At 68.4% G+C, this 21,338-nt stretch carries 19 protein-coding genes; 7 read left to right on the top strand and 12 right to left on the bottom strand.

The genetic code is table 11. The annotated features are described in order from the left end of the window. Positions 1 to 352: 352 nt before the first annotated feature. Together G4D87_RS03020 and G4D87_RS03025 are read left to right on the top strand one after the other, a co-directional pair. The gene (locus G4D87_RS03020) at positions 353 to 847 is read left to right on the top strand and encodes a CinA family protein (protein WP_163778482.1); all 495 of its coding nucleotides are present in this window, start codon (positions 353 to 355) and stop codon (positions 845 to 847) included. Between the two features lie 412 nt (positions 848 to 1,259). Then, positions 1,260 to 1,844 carry an imm11 family protein gene (locus G4D87_RS03025; RefSeq protein ID WP_163778485.1) on the top strand — a complete coding sequence of 195 codons (585 nt, stop codon included), beginning with the start codon at positions 1,260 to 1,262 and terminating at the stop codon, positions 1,842 to 1,844. Positions 1,845 to 2,095: 251 nt separating this feature from the next. Here the strand turns inward: G4D87_RS03025 and G4D87_RS03030 are convergent, their stop codons facing one another. The 9 genes from G4D87_RS03030 to G4D87_RS03070 all read right to left on the bottom strand — a co-directional run bounded on the left by G4D87_RS03030 (position 2,096) and on the right by G4D87_RS03070 (position 10,177). Beyond that, positions 2,096 to 2,908 carry an Imm49 family immunity protein gene (locus G4D87_RS03030; RefSeq protein WP_176411667.1) on the bottom strand — a complete coding sequence of 271 codons (813 nt, stop codon included), beginning with the start codon at positions 2,906 to 2,908 and terminating at the stop codon, positions 2,096 to 2,098. Between the two features lie 22 nt (positions 2,909 to 2,930). Beyond that, positions 2,931 to 3,503, bottom strand: a complete 573-nt coding sequence (locus tag G4D87_RS03035; protein WP_205507401.1) for an imm11 family protein — start codon at positions 3,501 to 3,503, stop codon at positions 2,931 to 2,933. Positions 3,504 to 3,526: 23 nt separating this feature from the next. After that, on the bottom strand, positions 3,527 to 4,186 hold the full coding sequence (locus tag G4D87_RS03040) for an AHH domain-containing protein (protein WP_163778494.1): 660 nt from the start codon (positions 4,184 to 4,186) through the stop codon (positions 3,527 to 3,529). Then, positions 4,183 to 5,295, bottom strand: a complete 1,113-nt coding sequence (locus tag G4D87_RS03045; RefSeq protein WP_163778496.1) for a beta-ketoacyl synthase N-terminal-like domain-containing protein — start codon at positions 5,293 to 5,295, stop codon at positions 4,183 to 4,185. Before G4D87_RS03045 ends, G4D87_RS03040 begins: the two co-directional genes overlap by 4 nt. Before the next feature lie 112 nt (positions 5,296 to 5,407). Then, entirely contained in the window at positions 5,408 to 6,736 is a 1,329-nt protein-coding gene (locus tag G4D87_RS03050) for a TIGR02270 family protein (RefSeq protein ID WP_163778499.1), read from the bottom strand. Between the two features lie 16 nt (positions 6,737 to 6,752). Then, positions 6,753 to 7,217, bottom strand: a complete 465-nt coding sequence (locus G4D87_RS03055; protein WP_163778503.1) for a DUF4150 domain-containing protein — start codon at positions 7,215 to 7,217, stop codon at positions 6,753 to 6,755. Positions 7,218 to 7,588: 371 nt separating this feature from the next. Beyond that, positions 7,589 to 8,176 (bottom strand): imm11 family protein, encoded by a 588-nt coding sequence (locus G4D87_RS03060; RefSeq protein WP_163778505.1) that lies wholly within the window; start codon positions 8,174 to 8,176, stop codon positions 7,589 to 7,591. Between the two features lie 237 nt (positions 8,177 to 8,413). Beyond that, a complete protein-coding gene (locus tag G4D87_RS03065; RefSeq protein WP_163778507.1) occupies positions 8,414 to 9,451 on the bottom strand; it encodes a DUF2169 family type VI secretion system accessory protein in 1,038 nt (345 codons plus the stop codon). A 99-nt stretch (positions 9,452 to 9,550) separates the two neighbouring features. After that, positions 9,551 to 10,177 (bottom strand): hypothetical protein, encoded by a 627-nt coding sequence (locus G4D87_RS03070; protein WP_163778509.1) that lies wholly within the window; start codon positions 10,175 to 10,177, stop codon positions 9,551 to 9,553. A gap of 173 nt (positions 10,178 to 10,350) precedes the next feature. On the opposite strand from G4D87_RS03070, the gene G4D87_RS03075 reads away from it, so the two are divergent. The 4 genes from G4D87_RS03075 to G4D87_RS03090 are packed head-to-tail and all read left to right on the top strand — an operon-like array spanning position 10,351 to position 16,841. Continuing rightward, positions 10,351 to 13,218, top strand: coding sequence for an FG-GAP-like repeat-containing protein (locus G4D87_RS03075; protein WP_163778511.1), 2,868 nt, complete (start codon positions 10,351 to 10,353; stop codon positions 13,216 to 13,218). Beyond that, positions 13,215 to 13,988, top strand: a complete 774-nt coding sequence (locus tag G4D87_RS03080; RefSeq protein ID WP_163778513.1) for a hypothetical protein — start codon at positions 13,215 to 13,217, stop codon at positions 13,986 to 13,988. The genes G4D87_RS03075 and G4D87_RS03080 overlap by 4 nt, the downstream gene beginning before the upstream one ends. A gap of 7 nt (positions 13,989 to 13,995) precedes the next feature. After that, positions 13,996 to 15,663, top strand: a complete 1,668-nt coding sequence (locus G4D87_RS03085; protein ID WP_163778516.1) for a GH3 auxin-responsive promoter family protein — start codon at positions 13,996 to 13,998, stop codon at positions 15,661 to 15,663. Beyond that, positions 15,660 to 16,841 carry an aromatic ring-hydroxylating dioxygenase subunit alpha gene (locus G4D87_RS03090; protein WP_163778519.1) on the top strand — a complete coding sequence of 394 codons (1,182 nt, stop codon included), beginning with the start codon at positions 15,660 to 15,662 and terminating at the stop codon, positions 16,839 to 16,841. Before G4D87_RS03085 ends, G4D87_RS03090 begins: the two co-directional genes overlap by 4 nt. A 10-nt stretch (positions 16,842 to 16,851) precedes the next feature. Here the strand turns inward: G4D87_RS03090 and G4D87_RS03095 are convergent, their stop codons facing one another. After that, positions 16,852 to 18,273 (bottom strand): ATP-binding protein, encoded by a 1,422-nt coding sequence (locus G4D87_RS03095; RefSeq protein ID WP_163778522.1) that lies wholly within the window; start codon positions 18,271 to 18,273, stop codon positions 16,852 to 16,854. Between the two features lie 114 nt (positions 18,274 to 18,387). Then, entirely contained in the window at positions 18,388 to 19,611 is a 1,224-nt protein-coding gene (locus G4D87_RS03100; protein WP_240357970.1) for a trypsin-like serine peptidase, read from the bottom strand. Positions 19,612 to 19,745: 134 nt separating this feature from the next. Here G4D87_RS03100 and G4D87_RS03105 point away from each other — a divergent pair, with 134 nt between their 5' ends. Beyond that, on the top strand, positions 19,746 to 20,165 hold the full coding sequence (locus G4D87_RS03105; protein ID WP_163778527.1) for a 2TM domain-containing protein: 420 nt from the start codon (positions 19,746 to 19,748) through the stop codon (positions 20,163 to 20,165). A gap of 13 nt (positions 20,166 to 20,178) precedes the next feature. Here the strand turns inward: G4D87_RS03105 and G4D87_RS03110 are convergent, their stop codons facing one another. Then, the gene (locus G4D87_RS03110; protein ID WP_163778530.1) at positions 20,179 to 21,240 is read right to left on the bottom strand and encodes a UDP-3-O-(3-hydroxymyristoyl) glucosamine N-acyltransferase; all 1,062 of its coding nucleotides are present in this window, start codon (positions 21,238 to 21,240) and stop codon (positions 20,179 to 20,181) included. Positions 21,241 to 21,338: the final 98 nt, after the last annotated feature.

Consider the following 21,338-nt stretch of genomic DNA (forward strand, 5'->3'; position numbering starts at 1 on the left):
AAGAGAACAAAGGGGCAGGGGCCGCCGGCCTGGACGCGCAGGCCGCCAGGAACGCGGCCATCAGGGCCAGGACTCCAACCTTCCACGCTCGCCAGGACACGGGCGGAACTCTGTTGCGCACGAGCGCGGAGGGGTCAAGGAATCCGCCGCAGAGGGCACCCTGAGTGCGGCCAGGGTGTGGCGGTCAACGGACTGTGCGACCGTGGACGGCGTCCCCGGCGCTGGCGCGTCCACCGGGCGCCACGGTGGACTCGGACGCGGCGCGGCGCCCGAGCGAGGACGCGGCCGGGAATGCACGGTGCGGCCATCCTTGGGCGTGCAGGTTCGCCGCGGATGCGCTGGAGTGGGGCGCATGACGGAAGCAGCCCTGGAGGCCTTGGCGCGGCAGGCGCTGGAGCGGTGTCGCGCCGCGGGCGTTCGCCTGGCGTTGGTGGAGGACTGCACGGGCGGCCTGCTGGGCGCGACGTTGACGGAGGTGCCCGGCGCCTCCGCGGTGGTCGAGCGCGGCTTCATTCCCTATTCGTACGAGTCCAAGGTGGAGCAGCTCGGCGTGCCGCTGGCGTTGCTGCAAGCGCATGGCTCCGTCAGCGCGGAGGCGGTGGAGGCCATGGCCCACGGTGCCCTGGCGCGCTCCACGGCGGACTGGGTGCTGGTGGAGACAGGCATTGCGGGACCCGGAGGCGGCATGCCGCAGAAGCCCGTGGGCCTGGCCTACCTCGCGGTGCTCCAGCGGGGTGGACAGGCCACGGTGGAGCGGCACGTCTTCACCGGGGACAGAGCCAAGGTCCGGCGCGCCATCGTGGGACGGGGGCTGGCGCTGCTGGTGGAGCGGCTGGGCGCAGCTTGATGGCCTCTGGGAGCGCGAATGCAATCGGGGGCAATGCGATGCCTTGAAAGCCCCCATGCTGCCGTCCGTGGGTGGCCAGGTGCCAGTGAATGGCGCACGCAATTGAGGGAGTGCCATCAGCAGAGGCGCCGCAAGGCGCTCCCCGTGCGTGTTCCGCCATCCGGGCAGGTATCCGCTGCGCGCGTCCGCTGTCCTACTTCAGGGGGCATGATGAAGAAGCTCAGGACACGGTTCCGTTGATGGGGTATCCCCTGGAGGGCATGGCCAGCGGCTTCGTGCTGCTGGGGTTCTGGGTACGGGCCGCCCGGGCATGTCTGGGTGACTGCATCATGACCGATTACGCCCAGACGCTGGACCGGCCGCGTCCAGGGGGCTGGGCAAGCGCAAGGCGCCGTAGGGAATCAATTCTTCCATGAACTACTTCATGATCGAAACCTTGGGCGACACGAACGACAGTTCGCTCTGTCTGCTCGATAGCGAGCCCGAAGGCATGGGGCTGGAGAGCTATTACCTGTCCGTGGGCAAGAAGGCCGCCCCCTTCTTCCCAGCGGATGCCAGGCTCCATATGAGCGAGGCGTATCCAGGCATTCAGACTGGCTCTTTGATAGGAAACTTCAAGCGCTTCCTCATTGTGGATTCGAAGACTCGCGAGATATTCGCGCGACGGTGCTCGGGGATGGAGGTCGAATACCTGCCCTTCACCCTCTATAATCACAAAGGGCGCATCCATTCGCGCGACTATGGGTTCATCAATCCCATTGGTGCGTTTGACTGCCTGGACTTCCAGGAAAGCCAGATTGAGTATCTGGGCCAGGACATCGTGCGGATCGAAGAGCGAGTGCTCGACCCGCGGAAGTTGAAACATGCGCCGGACTTGTTCCGTATTGACAGAGACACGCAGCGATATGTGGTCAGCGAGCGACTGGTAGACGCACTCGAGGCGTCGGATCCCACCAATATCCTGGTCACGGAGTTGGCGCAGTCGGGTCACCTGTGACTGTTCGCGAGAATCCCGTGACCTCGAAGTTTCTGCCGGTATTTGCCAAGAATGCACTGCTGGAGGCACTTCCGAAGCCGGGGCACCTGAATGGCGCCCCGGCTGCGGAACGCCAGCTCCAGGGCCAGGGCATGCCGCCTTCGCATGGGCGCCGTCTTGAGCGCCTCCAGGAGTGCCTGAGGCGTCAGTGGCTGGCCCGCGAGATACCGCTGCCTGGCGTCCAGTTTCGGCATGGATAGCGCAAGAGCGATTCAACTCCCGCGCGGTTTCCTGCCGCCCAGATGCGCCATCTCCGCGAAGATATCGTCCGGCCTGGTCTCCAAGGCGCCCTCGCGTCCCATCCATGGACATAGACGATAGGTGCGCGCTTCGGAGCGAAGGCCCAGCTCGCTCGCGATGCGAAGCAGCGCCAGCCCCTCAATGAAGACGCGGCTTCGCGGCTCAAACGTCGAGACATCCGCGGACCGCGGTCTCAAGTCTTCCAGCTCCAAGCAGTGCCGGTCGATGACCGCTTCCAGGGCTGACTCGAATTCCTCGTGAGCGCCCTGATTCAACGCCTGGCATACGTCGAAGCGGCTGGAGTCGATGCCCGCGACAGCCCTCTTGAGCTGCTGGAGGACAGCCTCCCGAGCTGCTGGCTCGGCGCGTTTCAAGGATTGATGGAGAAAATGCTGGTACGCGAAGTCATCTTCGTACTCTCCATCCGGTATCCACGCAGAGGGAGACAGGTCGCCAATCTCGACAGCCAGCGCGATGTCGCCTGCGGCCACAGCACAGAAGAAGGCCTCGCTCCGGCTCCTGGCGCAGCGAAAGTCGTTCAGGGTGGCCTCGTCACGGAGGCGACGAAGGAAGTCCCGGCGTGCCAGCGCCGCCCAGCACAGGTGCTTCTGAAAGCTCTCCCTGTCCGCTGCCACGAGCAAGGCACAGCAGGCCGTCGCCTGGAAGCATTGCTCCACTTCCTCGTAGACCGTTCCCAGCTCCGCCGCGGGACGGCCGCCCGCAATGACGGCCAGATGCTCCCGGAGCTCTTCCATGATTCGCTGTTGCTGGGCGTGCAAGCTCATCGAGGTGGACCTTCCGACCGGCTCAGGACTCAAACTCATCAATGGGCGTGAAGCGGAGGCCCGTGAACCCCTCGTCCTCCAGTGCCGCGGCCAGGTCCGGATGAATCAAGACGTAGTATTCGAGGTGCCGGGGCCGGAACAGGAGCAGTTCGGGATGGATGGCCTCCGGCTTGAGCACGAGCCTGGTGCAGGAGCTCATCTTCTCCGGATCGATGTTGTTCCATCGATACTTGGACTTGTCCTTGTCGATGCAGTCAATGACATTGAACGGATTGATGATGAAGTAGTCGTTGCTGGCCAGCTTCTGTTTGTGGTCGAAAATCGAGACGCGAAGGAATTCGACATCGCGCGGACGCCTCGCTTCGATGGCCTCCTTCAGCTTGCGGGAGACGACCAGGGCCCGGTTCAGATTGCTGATGTTGTCCGCCAGGGCCACGTACTTCCGGTGCTTGGCGGACATGGCGAAGCTCGCATCGGCCGGAAATCCATCAGCCCGGCTGATGCCTTTGCTGAGCTGATATTCGTCATCGACGTTCTGGACGCCATCCAGGACACAGAAACGCTCTCCGACATCCCACTCCCAGACGACAGGCATGTCGCTCATATTCACCTCGAGCCTCAGAAAGGCAGTTTGATTTTCTTGAAGATGGAATCCATCAGCGAATACGTCGCGCCGGGAGAGCGATGACTGGGAGTCTTCCCCATCGAGAAGGGGTAGTACCACTTGCGCGCGAAGCCCTCATCATGCCGGTTCTTCCAGCAGAGCTTCGTGCCCCCTTTCCGCGCGCCACGGGACTCCAGGCGTTCGCGGAACTCACTGCTGGCACTTCTCAGCTCATCCTTCAGCTTCGCGATGTCGACATCATGAACCTCCTTCTTCGAGGTGAGCGAGCACCAGACGTTCTCCTTGAGGTACTTGGAGACCTCGTCCGTATAGCCGTCCCGGGTGTTGTGGTCGACCTGGTGGGAAGGAAGGTCCTCCGGGCTCTCCCCATCCGAGTCGCGGTACTGGCGGTTCAAGGGAAGTCCGATGAGATTGTGCGCGGATTTGATGTCCCACGGCGTCACCCACAGGCAGGCCTCCAGGTAGTCGGCGAGGGTTGGGGACTGGGGGTAGTCCGCCCTTCGCTTTCCCACGGAGGAAATACAGACGATGTGGTGTGCCTCCCAGTACCCGGGCCGCTTGAAGCCCGTGGCGCAGTTGCCTTGAAATCCACTCACCCGCTCCGTGACGATTTCTCGCTTGCGCGTCTTTGTAATGTGTTTTTCAAGGCTCATTGGACACCTCCCGCAATCACTGTCAGTGGACGCTGGAGCAGGGGCCCTCGCTCGAGCAGCAGGCCGGCGCGATGACCGTCATCGCCGGACACCAGAATCAACGCATGTCTTCCTCGACCGTAGCCTCGGGCGAAGGCCCGCGCGGCGAGGCAAACCGAGACCAGCGGGGACACCGTACCCACCTCGCCGAAGCTCATGGCTGGAATGACAGGCTGCCAGTCACCGACGCGACATATATCCCGCGCTCGCAGCAACGTCTGTCCCCACTCCCGGGCACGGAACTCTTCCCCGTTGAGGTCCAGATAGAGGCTTCCTTCTGGAACCGACGTGGCCGCTGCCCGGGCCAGGGCCGTTGCAAGGACCTCCTCCAGCGCGTGGCCGGTGGGAGGCGCCTTCGCATCGAGACTCCGCGGTTCCTGGGCCGCCGTCGGCATGAAGAGGTAGGCGACGGGTGGCGCTGCGCGCTCCCTGGCTGGGTCCCGACGTTCCAGCAGCAATGCCACGGCTCCTTCGCCCGGCATGTACCCGACTGGGTGATCCGGTGTCTTCAGGCGCCGCGCATCGAGCTGCGCCTCAATCCGCTCTGGAGACACGAGCGAATCGCAGCCCAGCACCAGCGCCTGGTCGCACCGCCGCTCGGAGAGCAACGCCATGGCCTTCTCAAGCGCGTGAATGGTCCCACCGCGCTCTTCCTGGAAGAGGTGAAGTGACGCCGGCGCGGGGATGAAGCGGGCCTCGGCCTGGAGCCGAGACGCCAGTAACTGTGCGACGTCGGTGGAATCCCGTGGCGGATTCGTGCCCTGTCCCAGGCTGCGAGGAAGGCAAAGAAAGACTTCGAGCTGTCCCCACCAGGTCCCGTGGGCGGACGCTTCCAGGTCCACCAGTGTCGCGATGGCGAGCTGAACGAGCCGACCGATTCCCTCGAAGCCCTCCGTCAGGGGCCCCGCCGTGTGGCCCACGAGTGCGACACGCTCGTGCGTGACTTCATCAAGGCATGTGCTCTGAGCCAGCTCGCTGGCCCGGACGATTCCCGCCCGGGCTGCCGCCGCGGCCTGGACGACAGCGCCCAGGGAGGTCGCCGCGCCCATGGCGCGAAGCGCGAATGTCATGGATTGGTGGGATGCCACCAGACTTCCCTCCCAGCGTTCGAAACCTTCATCATGCCACTGAATGGGGCTGACGCGAGGACCGCCGACCCCGGGCCTCTAGAGGGGCTGGCGCTTACCCGCGCAGGCCCTCGGCGAAGGGGCGGCTGTACGACGACGCCGGTGTCGCGCGTGCTTCCGTCCACGCCTGAAGTTGCGTGGACACCCAGCGGCGCGTGGGCACCTGAATGGCGCCCCGGCTGCGGAACGCCAACTCCAGGGCCAGGGCATGCCGCCTTCGCATGGGCGCCGTCGTGAGCGCCTCCAGGAGTGCCTGAGGCGTCAGTGGCTGGCCCACGAGATACCGCTGCCTGGCGTCGAACCGGGGCCGGTTCTCCTGCCACCAGGCCGCGACCCGCTCCGCGTGAGGAACGGGCAGCGCGTCCTCGGGCTTGAGCTTGAGGTCCGCATCCAGATCCTCCGACTCCAGGGGTGTGGGCTCCTCGGGCTCTTCTTCTGGGGGCCTGACGAATGGCCCTTCAATGCGGAGTCCTGTGATGGCGCTGAAGGCCTCGCCCGCGAGCGCGGCCGTGGCCTTGTCGTGCATCTGCTCCAAGCAGGCGTCCGCGGCCGCCAGCCGTCCAGCGAAGCCAAGCGCCCACAAGACGTCAGGCCGGCGCGGCTCCACGGAGAGCAGCCCCAGGAGGACCTTGAGGTCACGCTCGTCGCCATTCAGGGCCAGCGCGAGCAGAGGGAGCCGGCCTCCACGCCCTTGAGGCTCCGCTGCAGCCTGGCAGGTGGCCCATGCATTCCGGTGCCCGGCCTGGAGGCCGGCGGCGATGGCGGCATCCCGAAGCAGCGGAGCATTGGACTCCAGCGCGCGTTGAATCGCGGTGGGCTCAACCGATACCCGGCTGCGGCTGGCGGCTCGCAGCGCGGCGGCGGCGACCAGGGGATGCGGGTGTGTGACGAATGGCTGGCACAGCGGAGCGTCGACAAGGCCTTGTGCGCCGAGCGTGTCCAGGACGAGCGCCTGGAGCTCGGGGCGGGTGTCGCCCTGCTTCAACAGCGACGACAACCCCACGCCAAGGGCGGGCGGGCAGTTGAGTTCGAAGGCGCGTTGGAGCGGCGCGAGCGTGGGGGGCTCCGCCTCGGCAAGCGCGGCCAGGAGCGCGGCGGGCCCGGTCGGCGCATCGCTTCCAAGGAGCGCCAGGGTGGCTGCGACGATGCGCTCTGGCTCTTCGGACGTGAGCGCGGGCTCGAGCAGCCGCCGGGCAACCGGCGCTCCTCCCAGTACCAGTCCATCCACGTGGGCCGCGAGCTGTTCCTCCAGCTCCGAGACGTCGGTCAGGGTGAAATCGGGAGCGTCGAGGGCTTGCTCCCACTGGCTCCATCGGAACGCGGCCTCGTCGAGGTGCGTTTCATGGATATCCCAGCGCAACAACCGTCCATCACGTTTGGCCATGGTCGGGCTCGGAGGGTCAGACCTCTTTGTCGCAGACGAGGCACTTGGGCTTGCCTTCGCTTCCACCCATGGCGATGACAGGGCCCTGCATGACGGGGAACGGCGGCGTGTTCTTGTCGTTGTGGAGCATCAGGTCGAAGGCGCGGGCCACGTTCTTTCCTTCGAACTTCACGTCGAAGGAGAAGTTGACGAACTCCGCCTTGCCCTTCGTCTTGCCGGAGACCACGCCGCCGCCCGCGGTGCCGGCCTCGTCGCCGGTGCTCGTCTTGAAGTTGGAGTCCTTCACGCAGACCGGGTTGCCGGCCACGGAGACCTTCTTCGTGCCCTTGTCGGTGTCGGAGGACTGGGCCACGTTGGGGTAGGGGATGGGCACGGGGCCGGCCGGGCTGGGCGTCTTGCACACGTCCGGGAAGGCGACGGTGACGCCGCCGCTGTCCTTCGTCACCACGGACATCTTGTTCACACCGGTATTGACGGGCATGCCAACCACCTCCAGGGGAGCAGGATACCCCAGTGGGGCCACGCGGTGCGAGTGGCCACTGCCCCATTGCAACGGCATGGCCTGAAGACCTCATGCGCGACTACGTCTACGTCAACGAACTGCCCTCGACCTCACACGTCCTCGCCCAACTGCCCGTCTGGCTCTACGACGACAACCGCTGCCACCGCACTGCGGGCTGAGGGTGTCCCGGTGCTCATTCCGCAGTGGCTGCTGGCGCCCGTACATGAGAGTGCTCACGCACCCTCGGCGCACCTTCTCCACCATCCTCCTGACCGCCTGCTACATCAGCGGGCACGGCTCAAACAGGGTGCGCGTCAACAGCGTATCGGAGAACATGTCGGAGGATTGGCTCAGTAGATGCGGCAGCGGTCGCCCATGCCAATGTACTTCACGCCCGTGATTCCCGCTGCATCAATAACCGCACGCAGGTCGTCACGAATGAGAATGACGGAAGGCATGGATTTGAGGCGAAAGAATTTCGCTTCGGGAGGAATCCGGTCTTCAAGGACATGAAGCCGGAACAGGCCAGAAAGAATTTCTGGCTCCAAGCCAAGCTGTTCTACATCGCTTCGCTCCAGGTCAATGCAGTCGTGCTGGTCGAGCACGTTCGCGACGAAGAAGTCCTTGGCTGCAATCCGGCCTTTGTGATTGGCGATGGAGACGGAGAGGAACTCGATGTGGGCGGCGGAATGCTCAGCGAGCAACTGTTTGAACCGGTTGGAGACGATGGCGAACTGTACGGTGTTTGCAATGATGTCTGGGATCGCAAGCCCCTTGTTCTCCCCATCCATCTGGAGCACCACGTCCACGGGGAACCGCTCGTCCATGCGCAAGCCGCGACTGATGCGCCAGCTCGTGGCGCGGATCGATTCGGGCTCTTCGTTGATGACGCAGTTCTTCGGCTCCCGAACAGTCGAAAGGATGAAGAAGGATGGCATGGGGCAGTTACCGTGAGTCGAGTCGTTCGAAAAGATTGTTGAGGTGAGCGCCAGGTTCCATGACGCCAGCTTTCCGGATGTCCTGGCGTGTCCGATTTGAAAAGGCGTGGAGCTGTTCTCCAAAACGAGCCAGGGTCTCTGACCGATACTCCAGTGGGGCCACGCGGTGTAAGTTGAGCAGCCGCGCAGCCGGAGCGCGGCGGCGTCGCTGGATACATGCCCCTACGCCGGCTCCGCTCAGGCCGCCTTGGGCGCGCTCACACCCTGGGCGGTGACCTTCAGGCCCCGCACGTCGTGGAGGCCCTCTCCCAGGGCAACGTGTCCACGCCAGAGGAGCGTCACCTGCTCTTCGTCGGTGTCCAGGGTCACGGTGTCCAGGTGCATGGGGGGCGTCGCGTCCTCGCCGCCCGCGAGCGCCACGGTGACGACCGGCGCGGACTGTCCGGGGAGCGCGAAGGACAGCCGGCCCTTGGGCGAGACGCCGGCGATGATGACCGGCTCGTCCCCCTTCAAGTAGCCGGGAGCGACGAGGCCCGGCGCGGCGGCGTTGAAGAACCGCCGGTCGAAGTCCTTGGGCAGCATGGGCTTGCGCGTCTTGTTCCAGGCTTCGTCGTAGGTGCCGCCGTACCTGGCGCGAGGTTGCCAGTGCGGGGAGATGAAGCCGAAGCCAGCGGGCACCACCTTCTGGCCGAAATCACGCAGGGGCTCCGTGGAGGGGTCCTCGAGGTTGGGCAACTTCAGCCCCTCCTCGAAGTGGCGAGGACTGGCGCGGAAGCCCACGCCCACGGGGTTGCGCGCCTCGAAGGAAGGCTTCGCGGCGTCCGTCCTGTCCCAGCCGCCGAAGGCGCGCTCCCACGTGAGCGGGATTTTGTCGAAGGGGAGCGGCCTGGTGGCCGTGACGTGCCCCATGCTCTTGAACCAGGTCCGCTCGCCCACGACGCGCACGGCCTTCTTCAGTGGCCCGACCTGAAGCGCCACCAGCGCCTCCGTGGCGCCTTTCTGGGGCGGGTAGGCATGGCCAATCAGCGCCACGTCCGTGGCCAGCTTGATGAAGGCGCTCTCGGGTTCGTACTTGTCGCTGGACGCGCCGGGCTTGCCCCAGGACTCACCGCTCCACGTCACGGGCACCTGCTCGTCCGCGAGCTTCAGCCCGGAGGGCCCAATGGCATATGTGGCCTTCACGACGAGCAGCAGCAGAGGACTCCCGTCCTCGTCGGCGAGGCCCATCATGTCGAAGGCGAAGGGGGTCTCGTTCTCAAGGGTGGGGTGTCCCATGGCTTTTCGAATCGGCGGGCAGGAGGTCCGGCAGCGCCAGCGCGGAGACGCAGTGTAGCAGTCATGCCTCGGGTTGTTCCGCGCGTGCCGTCACTTCGCCTACCACGCCCCCACCGCCAGCAGGCCCACCAGCCCCGCGTAGAGGGGCACGTTGAGCGCCAGGGTCAGCCGGTTGATGCGGCGGAACCGGGTCTGCGCTTCGTCCGCGAACCAGATGCCGTCCTCTCCCGTGGTGCGGCCCTCCACGGCGTGGAAGAACAGGGCCGCGTAGGCGACCTCGACGACCAGGCTCACGAGCACCAGGACCAGGAAGGCCAGGGCCCACAGGTCCTCGGGGCCGAGCACGCCCAGCCACCGCGCCCGACCCCAGTACAGGCCTCCGAGCACCAGCGCGATGCACGCCACGTCGTGGGCCACGCCATACGGGGGCCGCCAGCGCTTCACGCCGTAGAGCAGGTACAGCTCCGCCACGCCGCGCAGCCACATGAAGGCGGCGAACGCCCCAAGCACGCCTCGCGCCTCCTCCGGCACCGCCGCGTCCAGCGCCACCAGCGGGCACGCGAGGAACCACAGGAACACCGCGTAGAAGAGCCACGCCAGCTTGGGGCCGGAGATGCGTCCGCCTCGCGAGCCCTTCACGTTCTGGGCGTGGCGGAACCCGCCCGCCGCCACGATGCAGACAGCAGCCAGGACGGCGAGGAGGGCTCGGGTGTGCGGAGAGGGCATCGGAAGGTGCGTGCTGGAGGACCTGCGCCCGGAGTTTGCAACGCCCTGGGCATGGCATGGATGCACGGACAGGAGGGACTCATGCAAGCCCCTGACCTGATTGGACAGCGCGCGCTCCACGGGGCACGCTCCGCACGCGCGCGGCGACGCGCTTTGGTGGGAGGCGGGCTTCGATGAGCGTTGGTCCCGGGGTGAGCCCGGCTGCACAGGTGTATATCCCGCTGCACACGGCGCCCCGCGTCGAGCGCTGGGGCTGGGTCTGGCCTCGCTGGAACGACCCGCGCCTGCCCTTCGCCCTCCTGTTGACGCTCTACGGTGTGCTCGGCTTCACCTTCTTCGGCTTCAACCGCAGCCCGTGGCAGATGGCCACCATCGTGGTGACGGGCAGCGTGCTGGACGTCGCGCTGGGCTGGGGGCTGAAGCGGCAGAAGGTCGTGCCCCTGAGCGCGTACATCTCCTGCTGCTCGCTGGCGCTGCTGCTCAACTACTCGCATTCGAGCTGGCTGCTCCTCCTGCCGGTGTGGATCGCCATCGGCTCGAAGTACGTGCTCACCTTCCAGGGCCGCCACGTCTTCAATCCGTCGATGTTCGGCGTGGCCATGTCGCTGCTCTTCACCCGGGAGCTCATCACCGCCGCGCCCGCCTACCAGTGGGCCAACGGCGAGGTGGCCCTCTCCGCCTTCATCCTCATGGCGGCGCTCGTGCTCTTCTTCTTCCGGGTGGGGCGCGGGTGGCTGGTGGTCAGCTTCCTCGGCTTCTACGCGCTCCAGACGGCGCTGCGCGCCTACGTACTCCGGCACCACCTGCCGCCAGAGGTCCTCTTCCTCGGCACGCTGGGAGCGCCGTCGTTCTTCATCTTCGTCTTCTACATGCTCACCGACCCGGCCACGTCTCCAGGCACGCGTCGAGGGCAGATACTGCTGGCGCTGGCGGTGACGCTGGTGGACCTGGTGCTGCACTTCAAGGAGAGCGTCTACACGTTCTTCTATGCGGCCCTCACGTGCGCCGCGGTCCGCTTCCTGTTCGTCCACGCGCGCGCCGCCTGGCAACGCGGGGGGCGCGAGTCACTGCGCACGCTGGTGTCCTCCGGCTGGCTGAAGCGCGCCGCGGTGGTGGGCGGCCTGGGCGGCCTGATGGTGGGTGGCTACACCCTGGCCGCCACGCCCGGTGTCCGGGCCACGCCACTGGACTTCCGCATGGAGCGAGTGGAGGCGCGAGCCTCGGGGCTCGGCTCCACCATGGGCAACACGCTCGAGGAGCTGGACCCTCGGCTGGCGCACGTCGCGAAGTGGCTGGTGGCGGTGGGGGATGCGGTCGCCGTGGGCGACTACGACGGGGATGGCCGGCCGGACCTGTTCCTCACGCACCCGCTGGCGCGGCCCGAGGACCACGCGGTCCTCTATCGCAACCTGGGCGACCTCCGCTTCGAACGGGTGCCCGTGCCCGCGCTGGAGCGCTTCACCACGCGCTACAGGGAAGAGGGGCTGCCGGGCGGCGGCACCTTCGTGGACTGGGACGGCGACGGCGACCTGGACCTCGCGGTGGCGGTGGCCTTCGGGCCCGTCCGGCTGTTGCGCAACACGCTGCGGGAGACGGGCGCCGCGGGCTTCGAGGACGTGACGGAGGCGGCGGGCGTGGCGGACCACGCGGTGAGCCTGGGCCTCACCTTCCTGGACTATGACAGGGATGGGCACCTGGACCTGTTCGTCCTCAACGTGATGACCACGCACCTGCCGGGCTACGCGCCGCCGGTGCCGCTCAACCTCTTCCGTCTGCCCGAGCCCGAGCACGCCGGAGACCGCCGCATGTTCCGCTTCATGCATGACGGCTGGCACAATGCGGCCAACGGCGGGCTCAACGCGCTCTACCGGGGCCGCGGTGATGGCACCTTCGAGAAGGTGGACATCGCCGCCATGGGCATGCCGCAGACGCACTGGTCGCTGGCGGTGAGCACCGTGGACTTCAACCGCGACGGGTGGACGGACCTGTACGTGGCCAACGACTTCGGACCGGACGACGTCTACCTCAACGAGGGCGGCAAGCACTTCCGCCGCGTCGCGGGCCGGCTCTTCGGTGAGATTGGGAAGGACACGTACAAGGGCATGAACGCCTCCGTGGCGGACTTCGACCGCAACGGCTGGTTGGACCTGTACGTCTCCAACGTCCACCACTCGCTCCAGGCGGAGGGCAGCCTGCTGTGGATGGTGGGCCCCGGGAAGGACGCCTTCACGCCGGAGTTCCGGGACGAGGCCACCTTCCGCGGCGCGCTCAACGAGCGGCGCTTCGGCTGGGGCGCGGCGGCGGGAGACCTGGACAACGACGGCTGGCCGGACCTGGTGCAGGCCAATGGCATGGTGGATGACCGCCTGGACGCGGCGCGGTGGCGCATCCCCGACGGCCAGCGCAAGGACTACTGGTACGTCAACCACAAGCTGATGCAGTCCGGCCCGGAGGTCCACACGTTCGCGGACAAGTGGGGCGACATCCGGGGCCGCACCATCTACCCGAACGAAGCGCGCCGCGCGTATCTCAACCTGGGTGACGCGAAGCCCGGCCACTTCGTGGACCTGGCGCGAGAGCTGGGGCTGGACGACCCGGACAACTCGCGAGGCGTGCTCCTGTCGGACCTGGATGGGGACGGCGACCTGGACGCGCTCATCACCAACCAGCACGGGCCGGTGTCGCTGTATCGCAACACGCTGCGCTCGGAGGGGCGCCAGGATGCTCACTTCGTGGGGCTCACGTTGGTGGGCCACGGGGGACGCACGCACCGGAGCGCGGTGGGCACCCGGGTGGTCGTCACCTACGAGGAGGCGGGGAAGCAGGTGGAGCAGGTGCGGGAGGTGGGCTTGATGGGCGGCTTCTCCGCGTCCGCGGACGCCCGGCTGCACTTCGGGCTGGGCCGCTACTCGGGGCCCGTGACGGCGCGGGTGCACTGGTACGGAGGGGACGTGCAGGAGGTGTCGCTGACGCCGGACCGCGCGCAGGAGCTCCGGCAGCCTCCTGACGCGGAGGTGTTGCAGGGGCGTGCCCGGCCATGATGTCGCCGCTCAAGGGCTCGACGGTGCGGCGTGAGGCGCTCACGGACGCGCAGCGGGGACGGATGCTGGCGCTGATGCAGCGCTGCTACACGGGCGTGTCGCCGGAGCGGTTCGCGGAGGACCTGGAGGCCAAGCAGTACGTCATCCTCCTCCACACGCGGCGAGGTGGGGAGCTGGTGGGCTTCAGCACGCTGCGTGTCGCCGATGAGCTCGCGTCCGGGCAGCGGGTGGAGGTGGTGTATTCGGGCGACACGGTCATCCACCCCGACTGGTGGGGCCACAAGGTGTTGCAGGTGTGCTTCGGCCGCTTCGTGCTGTCGCGCAAGCTCCGCCACCCCCTGCGGCCGGTGCACTGGCTGCTGTTGAGCGCCGGCTTCAAGACGTACCTGCTCGCGGTGAACTACTTCCCCAGGACGATGCCTCGGCGGGGCTGGACGCCGCCTCCCGGCCGCGCCGACTTCCTGCACGCGCTGGCCGCCCGCTGGTTCGGCGCGCAGTACGACGCGGCGCGGGGCACGCTTCGCTTCCAGGGCGCGCATTATCGCGTGCGGGATGGCATCGCGCCCATCGACCGCGCGGCGGCCCTGCACCCCGACATCGCCTTCTTCGCCGAGCGCAACCCGCGTCATGGCGAGGGCGAGGAGCTGGTGTGCCTGGTGGAGATTCGCTGGTGGGACCTCTTCCTGGCGCTGGGGCGGAGCGTGTCCGGGCAGCTTCGAGGCTGGGCCCTGCGCGGGTTGAGATACGCGGGCGTCCGCGTGGGGACGTGAGGCTGACGTGAGTGCTTCCTCCTTGCCGCTGGAGGGACTGCGGGCCGTGCTCGCTCCCTCCGCGCTGCGCTTCCACCGGGCCTTGCGCCACCCCGAGGCCGCGCAGGCGGTGTGTCTGCAGCGGGTGCTTCGTTCGGCCGCGGGCAGCGTGCAGGCGGAGCGCATTCCTGGCTTCCACCGCATCCGCTGCGCTCGTGACTTCCAGGACGCCGTGCCGTGGGTGACACCGGACGCGCTGGCTCCAGACGTGGAGCGCATCGCCGCGGGTGAGGCCCGGGTGCTCACGCGTGAGCCGGTGCTGCGCTTCGAGCTCTCTGGCGGCTCCTCGGGCGCCAGCAAGCGGGTGCCCATGACGCGCGGCCTCCTGGCCGAGTTCCAGCGCGCCCTGGCCCCCATGCTCTTCGAGTTGCTCCACCGCCGGCCCGCGCTGCGCGAGGGCGCCAGCTACTGGTCCATCTCCCCGCTGGCGCGAAGGCAGGTCCGCACGGCGGGCGGCATTCCCGTGGGCAGCGCGGAGGACAGCGCCTACTTCTCGCGCGTGCTGCGCCCCTTGTTGTCGCGCATCTTCGCGGTGCCTGGGGAGGTGGGGGCCCTGCCAGACGTGGACTCCTGCCGCTACGTGACGCTCTGGCACCTCGTCGCGCGCGAGGACCTGACACTCCTCAGCGTGTGGAACCCCAGCTTCCTCACGCTCCTCATGGACGCGTTGGAGCGGCACGGGGAGCGACTGGCCGATGACCTGACGCGAGGGCGCTGCCGGCCGCCTGCGTCCGGCGCCGCACCCGATGAAGCCGCGCTGCGGACGGTGCTGGCCCGGATGCGCTTCTCGCCGCATCCGCAGCGGGCCTCGCTGCTGCGCGAGGTGCTGCGAGGTGACTGGAGCGCCCGCGCGCTATGGCCTCGACTGTCGCTGCTCAGCATGTGGACGGACGCACAGGCAGCCCACGCGCTCCCCGCCGCGTGTCGCCGCTTCCCAGGCGTGGAGGTGCAGGGCAAGGGACTGCTGGCCACGGAGGGCGTCGTCACCGTGCCCCTCTTCGATGCGCCCGCTCCCGTGCTCGCGGTGCGCAGCCACTTCTTCGAGTTCATCGACGGCGAGCACCCCACCGCGCGGCCTCGCCTCGCGCACGAGCTGGAGCGGGGCCGCACGTACACCGTGCTGTTGTCCACCTCGGGCGGCCTGCTGCGCTACCGCCTGGGAGACCTGGTCCGCGTGGAGGGCTTCCAGCACGCGACGCCCTGTCTGCGCTTCGTCGGCCGGGCGGATGCCGTGAGTGATTTGGTGGGCGAGAAGCTCGCCGCCACGCGGGTGGGGGCCGTGCTGGACGCCGTGCTTCCGGACTTCCTTGGCGGCGCGCGGCCCGGCTTCGCCATGCTGGCGCCCGAGTGGAGCCCCGCGCCCGCCTACGTCCTGTTCCTGGAGACGGACGCCCCCGCCTCACGGCTCACCGCCGCCGCGGAGGCCGTGGAGCACGCCCTCTGTGAGGGACACCACTATCGCTACGCGCGGGAGCTGGGGCAGCTCGGTCCGGTGCGCGCCGTGCGCGTGGAGGACGGGGCAGGCCGCTACGAGGCCCGCTGCGTCGCGCTGGGCCAGCGCGCGGGCGACATCAAGCCCGTGGACCTGCACCGCCTGACGGGCTGGTCGGACCATTTCTCCGGAGCCGCCACATGAGACCGCCGCTGCGCCTGCATCCGCGCGACACCTCTCCCGTCCCCAACGTGGACCTGGAGGCCGAAGCCGACCTCACGCGCTGTGGCGCGCTGAAGGACTTCTGGTACGTCGCGTGTCTCTCCACCGAGCTGAAGCCCGGCCAGCCCCTGGCGCGGACCCTCTTCGGCACGGGCGTGGTCCTCTTCCGTGACGCGCATGGGCAGCCCACCGCGCTCAGGGACAGGTGCCTGCACCGCAACGCGCGGCTGTCCCGGGGCGCGGTCTTCGGTGGCCGCATCGGCTGCCCGTACCACGGCTGGGTCTACGACGCGTCGGGCGCCGTGGTGGAGGTGCCCTCGTTGGGGCCCTCGCAGCGAAGCGAGCTGCTCGACGCCAACGCCTGCGCTCGGGAAGGACTGGCGACCGCGCCTTGCGCGCTGGGGCGCCTGACGCGCTTTCCCGCCGTGGAGCAGGACGGCCTCGTGTTCGTCTACCTGGGGGGCGACGAGCCCGCGCGGGCCGCGCCGTTCCGCGTGCCGTACTGGGGCCAGGCGGGGTGGACGGTCTACTTCATGGTGACGCGCTTCCCGAACGGCGTGACGAACCTCGTCGAGAACTTCATGGACGTGCCACACACGCTCTTCGTGCATCCAGGCTGGTTCCGCAGGCCCGCCAGCAAGCGGGTGCCGGCCACGGTGCGGCGCACGGCGGGCAGCGTGTTGGTGACGTACAAGCAGGCCCAGGACACCGTCACGGGCCTGGGCAGGCTCTTCAATCCGCGCGGGCTGCCGCTGCTCCACACGGACAAGTTCTACGTCCCCAACGTCACGCGCGTGGACTACCTGTGGGGCGAGCACGGCTTCGTCATCAACTCGCAGTGCACGCCCATCGGGCCCACGGACAGCCTCGTCTATACGGCCATCAGCTACCGGTTGCCGGTGGATGTCCCCGGCGCGCTGGTGGGGCGCGCCCTGAGGCCGCTGGTGCGGTGGTACACGCGGCAGGTCATCCAGCAGGACGTGGTCATCATGGACATCCAGCGCGAGGCCCTGCTGGACGGCCCGGGCGGCGGCGTCTACTCCGGAACGGAGGCGGACCTGCACCACGCCGACATCGAGGCGTATCGCCGCTGGCTGCGGGAGGGCGGCCAGGGCCCGGGGCCCGAGGACACCGAGCGCGACATGGCCTTCTGGATTTGAGGCCGCCGCGCTACTGCGGACGGTAGGGCAGCTCCACGATGAAGGTGGCGCCCTGGCCTGGCTCGCTCTCCACGCGGAGGGTGCCGCCGTGCGCCACCACGACCTGGCGGGCCGCGTAGAGCCCCAGGCCCAGGCCTCCAAAGGCGCTGGAGGGGACGGCGCGTTCAAAGCGCTGGAAGATGCGCGCCTGGTGCTCCTGGGCAATGCCGATGCCGTGGTCTCTCACGGAGATGCGCGCGTGGTCCGGCGCGCCCTCCACCCGCACCTCGATGGGACGGCCCTTGCCGTACTTGAAGGCGTTGACCAGGAGGTTGCCCACCACCTGCTGAATCCGCAGCGAATCCCACACGCCTTCGACAGGGGCGTCCGCCGTCAGGTGGAGGAGACAGGCCGCCTCGGCCGCCGGAGTCCTGGCGCGGGCGACTGTCTCCCGGACGAGCCGCGACAGGTCGAGCGGCTCCCGCATCAAGGGCACCTGGCCCTCTCCCATGCGGGAGGCGTCGAGCAACCCGTCGATGTGCGTGGCGAGCCGCTCGGTATGGCGGATGGCCTTGTCCAGCCGCTCCAGCAGGCGTCCGCCACCATCCTTCCGCGTCGCCGCGGAGGGGAGTGATTGGAGCTGGAGCTGGAGCGCCGTCAATGGCGTCTTCAGCTCGTGACTGGCCAGGGCCAGGAACTCATCCCGGTGGTGGAGCGCCTCGCGCAGGGCCTGCTCGGCCTGCTGTCGCTGCTGGACCTCCGCCTCCAAGGCCTGGGCGCGCTGCTGGAGGAGGCTGACCTCGCGCAGGCGCCCCGCCGTGCCTTCGAGCCGTGTGTAGCGCTCGGTGGGGAGGACGTGTGCGTGGGCCTTGCAGACGTCGAGGAAGGGCTGCGCGTGCGCCGCCTGGCCGAAGTGACCGATGGCGTAGGTGCACAGCAGGGACAGGGGGTACAGCACGCTGAGGTCATTCCACAGTGCCTCCAGCGCCACCGCCACGTCCGGCATCCCATCCATGCAGAGGACATCCACCATCTCGCCGTAGGCGCGGACCTTGGCGCCGGGGCGCGCGGTCGCGAGGCTGTGCTCAATCACGGCGCCGACGACTTCGCGGAAGCGCTCCCAGTCCGGGCGTCCACCCACCATGAAGCGCGACAGCGTCTCGCGGGCGTCGAGCAGGGTGAGCTGACCGCTCGCGATGACCGCCTCGGTGTCCACGCCCGCGGCCATCAGCCGCGCGATGAGCCGCTGACGGTGGCTCGCCTGGGCGATGATGATGAGCGGGTCTCCGCGTTCGAGCCCGCCCGTGATGTAGGCCTCGACGATGTCGACGACGAAGGCTTCGTCCTCATAGAACTGGACCGTGTGGTCATGCTCCAGGGGATACCCGACGGGCGTTTCGCTGGCGGGCTGCCGGTGGCTGCTCCCGAGAGTTGCGGCGTCGGATGGAGGCATCGTCCTCACCAGGTGCGTGGGCGCCTCATTATTCTGTCGGGGCCGCTCGACGCGGAACGGCCCCCGGGGGCAGTGGAGCGCCCGGAAGCCGTCACTGGCGGGCCGGCGCGCTCCTCAGGGATAGAGCGACTTGAAGTAGCTGATGGAGTTGTTCCACGAGGGCGTCAGGTGCCCCATCCTGTTCGGGAAGGCGTTGCCCGCGCAGGCCGCGGCGTCGCAGTAGTACTGGTTGTACTGGCCCACCACGACCGGCCCCGAGACGGGCGCGTCATACGAGTAGATGGGCGAGCCGCTCTGGCCCGGGCTGCCGTCGCAGCCGATTTCGATTTCCTGGTGCCAGCCGTCCGCGTCCGGGCTGTAGGCGTTGCCCGTCTTGCACAGGTTGACGTCGCCGTACAGCGTGCGCGCCGTGCAGCTCGCGGGGGCCGCCACGTGGCTGCAGCCGGGGTAGCCTCGCATGTACGTGGACCACGTCTTGAGCGTGTCCGTGGGCGCGTTCCAGTGCCCCATCCAGCCCGGGTGGCCGTTCGGGAAGTTGTCCGCGAGCACCATGATGGCGACGTCATGCTGGTTGCAACTGGCGACGCTGTTGCAGGAGCCGTTGATGTAGCCCTCCGGCACCCAGTACCAGATGGCGTCCTGGACACCCCACGGCGCAGTGGCGCCGTCGCGGCGAGCGGTGAAGGTGTTGAAGATGGGGTTCCACCCGCTGTACGCGCTGACGACGCAGTGGGCGGCGGTGACGACGACGCGGCGGCCCACGAGCGCACCGGAACATCCAGCGCTCAGGTGGCCGATGGTCCGATAGGGCCACGAGTTCGTGGCATAGCCGTTGGTGAGGCCCATGCGGATGCGCGTGTCCACGCCGTTGCTCCACGTCTGGCCGGAGACCGTGCCGGCGGTCAGGGCCTCATCGCTGTTCACCGGCTCCAATCGCGCGGCGTCATCCAGCGTGCCGCGCGAGGCGCCGTTGAGTCCGCGCCGCGCCAGCTCCTCCGCCACGCGGCCCAGGTTGGCCGCGTCGGTGCGCAGGCGGTAGGCCTTGTTGTTCTTCACGTCGATGCCAATGAAGGAGCGCTCCGTGGCCGGCCGGGCCGGTGTCTGCGCCGCGGCGCGCGTGCCTCCCGCGGGCTGGCGTGCCGAGGCTTCGCGGTGCAACGCCTCCGCGTTCACGTCCCTCAGCATGCGGACCTCGCCCAGGGCCTCCAGGTGCGGGAGCTCGGCGCCCGCGGCTTCGCCCAGCCACGCCTCCGGGACGACCTGGACGGGAGGCTCCACCTGGGCGCGTGAGGCTTCACCCCCACACGCGGCGGCCATGAGGCCGAGCGCACAGAACATGGACCCGCGAATGCCACGAAACATGGGTTCCCTCTTTCGCTGTTGGAGAAGACAGGTGCGTCGCCAGCGAGAACGGGCGTGGGGGGATTCCTTCTCTTTGCGTGGCGGATGCGCCGCGTTAGCGTCCCGCTCCCATGGCGGACACCCGGCAGCGCAGCGCACCTTCGAGCTTCTCCCAGAACGAGGCCGCGGACATCATCCGCGAGGCCACGGCCCGCGCGCTCGCGGGCAAGGACGCGGAGCGCGCGCTCACCCGGGAGGATTTGCTCGCCATGGCCCGGGAGATGGGCGTGAGTGAAGCCGCCGTGGAGAGCGTGATTGCGTCGCGCGCGGGACGCGACAAGGCGCAGCGCCGCATGCGCAAGGCCTACATGGGCCTTGCGTCACACGCGACGAGCTACACCATCGTCATCGGTGGGCTCACCCTCATCGACCTGTTTTCGGGGCCGAGCTGGTGGGTGCAGTACCCCGCCATCGGCTGGGGCATGGGACTGGCGTTCCATGCCATGGGCACGCTGATGGCGGCCTTCCATCACACGGACAGGCCGCGGTGAGCGGGCGGGCGCGCTAGCCGATGCGCCGCAGCCCCGGCAGGTCTTCTGGCCGCAGCGCCCAGCGAGGCACTGGCGGCAGTGACGCCAACGTGCCTGTCTGCGTCGCGGGGAAGCCCTCCACGTGCGCGCCGTCCGCGAAGGCGCTGCCCTGCTTCACCAGGCTGCCCGCGCCCACGAAGCTGCCGCGTCCCAGCCGCGTCCCGTCACAGAGGATGGCGCCCGGCTCCACCACGGTGTTCGCGCCCACGTGGCTGCCATGCACCGTGCAGCCCGGACCGATGATGACGCCGTCCTCCAACGTCAGCGCGTGGTCCGACAGCCGGTGCAGCACGGTGTTGGCCAGCACCTGCACACCCGCGCCGATGCGCACCGGGCCATTGCCGTCCCCGAGGATTTTGACCCCGGGGCCAATGATGCAACCCGGGCCAATGATGACGTCCCCCGTCACCTCGGCCGAGGAGAAGAGGGTGGCGGTGGGGTGCACCAGTGGGTGCTTGTCGCGAAACGTATAGAGCTGTCCCATGGGAGCGTCCTCTGCGCGATCTCTCGCGGAGAAAGCGGTGAGTGGTTGGCCCGGCAGGTCGAGGCTTCCGCCGCGCCGCTTCCGGAGCCGTTCCAAATCATCCGCGGTGGTTCGGCGGAGAATGCGGCCGGGGCGGCCCACGACGACGGAGTCGTCCGGCACCACGGTGCCCGCTGGAATGAGCGTTCCTTCCCCCAGCAGGCAGCGCGTGCCGATTCGCGCACCGGGCATGAGGATGGAGGCGCCTCCCACGTCGCAGAGCGCGCCGACCTCCGCGCCCAGCACGACGCTGCGGTGGTCGAGAAAGGTGCGCTCTCCCACCGTGACGGGGTGCTGCGGCATCCCGATGATGACACCGTTCTCCAACACGGCCGAGCCAGCGCCCAACCGCACGGCGCCGTCATGCGAGCGCACCACCGCGCCTTGCGCGATGTTGGCTCCAGGACCCAGGTGGAGAGTACCCAGCACCCGCGCGCTGCTGGAGAGGCTGAAGTGCGCGTCCCCCCCGGCAGGCACCGCGGGCGCACTTTCGTGCGGCAAGCTGATGGCCATTGACGCGGCACCCTACACCCACGCGCGCCGCGGCCCGACGGCCCGACGGCGCAGGTAGGTTGTCCAGCGTCCGACGGTCGCCGGGCCGGGCCTTGCCC

Source organism: Myxococcus vastator, assembly GCF_010894475.1.
In the GTDB taxonomy this organism is placed as follows: Bacteria; Myxococcota; Myxococcia; order Myxococcales; family Myxococcaceae; genus Myxococcus; species Myxococcus vastator.

Coding starts and splice junctions, on each gene's coding strand:
- G4D87_RS03080 (WP_163778513.1), top strand. CDS start 13,215: ATGATGTCGCCGCTCAAGGGCTCGACGGTGCGGCGTGAGGCGCTCACG.
- G4D87_RS03075 (WP_163778511.1), top strand. CDS start 10,351: ATGAGCGTTGGTCCCGGGGTGAGCCCGGCTGCACAGGTGTATATCCCG.
- G4D87_RS03040 (WP_163778494.1), bottom strand. CDS start 4,186: ATGAGCCTTGAAAAACACATTACAAAGACGCGCAAGCGAGAAATCGTC.
- G4D87_RS03020 (WP_163778482.1), top strand. CDS start 353: ATGACGGAAGCAGCCCTGGAGGCCTTGGCGCGGCAGGCGCTGGAGCGG.
- G4D87_RS03095 (WP_163778522.1), bottom strand. CDS start 18,273: ATGCCTCCATCCGACGCCGCAACTCTCGGGAGCAGCCACCGGCAGCCC.
- G4D87_RS03065 (WP_163778507.1), bottom strand. CDS start 9,451: ATGGGACACCCCACCCTTGAGAACGAGACCCCCTTCGCCTTCGACATG.
- G4D87_RS03025 (WP_163778485.1), top strand. CDS start 1,260: ATGAACTACTTCATGATCGAAACCTTGGGCGACACGAACGACAGTTCG.
- G4D87_RS03035 (WP_205507401.1), bottom strand. CDS start 3,503: ATGCCTGTCGTCTGGGAGTGGGATGTCGGAGAGCGTTTCTGTGTCCTG.
- G4D87_RS03050 (WP_163778499.1), bottom strand. CDS start 6,736: ATGGCCAAACGTGATGGACGGTTGTTGCGCTGGGATATCCATGAAACG.
- G4D87_RS03030 (WP_176411667.1), bottom strand. CDS start 2,908: ATGAGCTTGCACGCCCAGCAACAGCGAATCATGGAAGAGCTCCGGGAG.
- G4D87_RS03090 (WP_163778519.1), top strand. CDS start 15,660: ATGAGACCGCCGCTGCGCCTGCATCCGCGCGACACCTCTCCCGTCCCC.
- G4D87_RS03110 (WP_163778530.1), bottom strand. CDS start 21,240: ATGGCCATCAGCTTGCCGCACGAAAGTGCGCCCGCGGTGCCTGCCGGG.
- G4D87_RS03045 (WP_163778496.1), bottom strand. CDS start 5,295: ATGACATTCGCGCTTCGCGCCATGGGCGCGGCGACCTCCCTGGGCGCT.
- G4D87_RS03070 (WP_163778509.1), bottom strand. CDS start 10,177: ATGCCCTCTCCGCACACCCGAGCCCTCCTCGCCGTCCTGGCTGCTGTC.
- G4D87_RS03060 (WP_163778505.1), bottom strand. CDS start 8,176: ATGCCATCCTTCTTCATCCTTTCGACTGTTCGGGAGCCGAAGAACTGC.
- G4D87_RS03100 (WP_240357970.1), bottom strand. CDS start 19,611: ATGTTCTGTGCGCTCGGCCTCATGGCCGCCGCGTGTGGGGGTGAAGCC.
- G4D87_RS03105 (WP_163778527.1), top strand. CDS start 19,746: ATGGCGGACACCCGGCAGCGCAGCGCACCTTCGAGCTTCTCCCAGAAC.
- G4D87_RS03055 (WP_163778503.1), bottom strand. CDS start 7,217: ATGCCCGTCAATACCGGTGTGAACAAGATGTCCGTGGTGACGAAGGAC.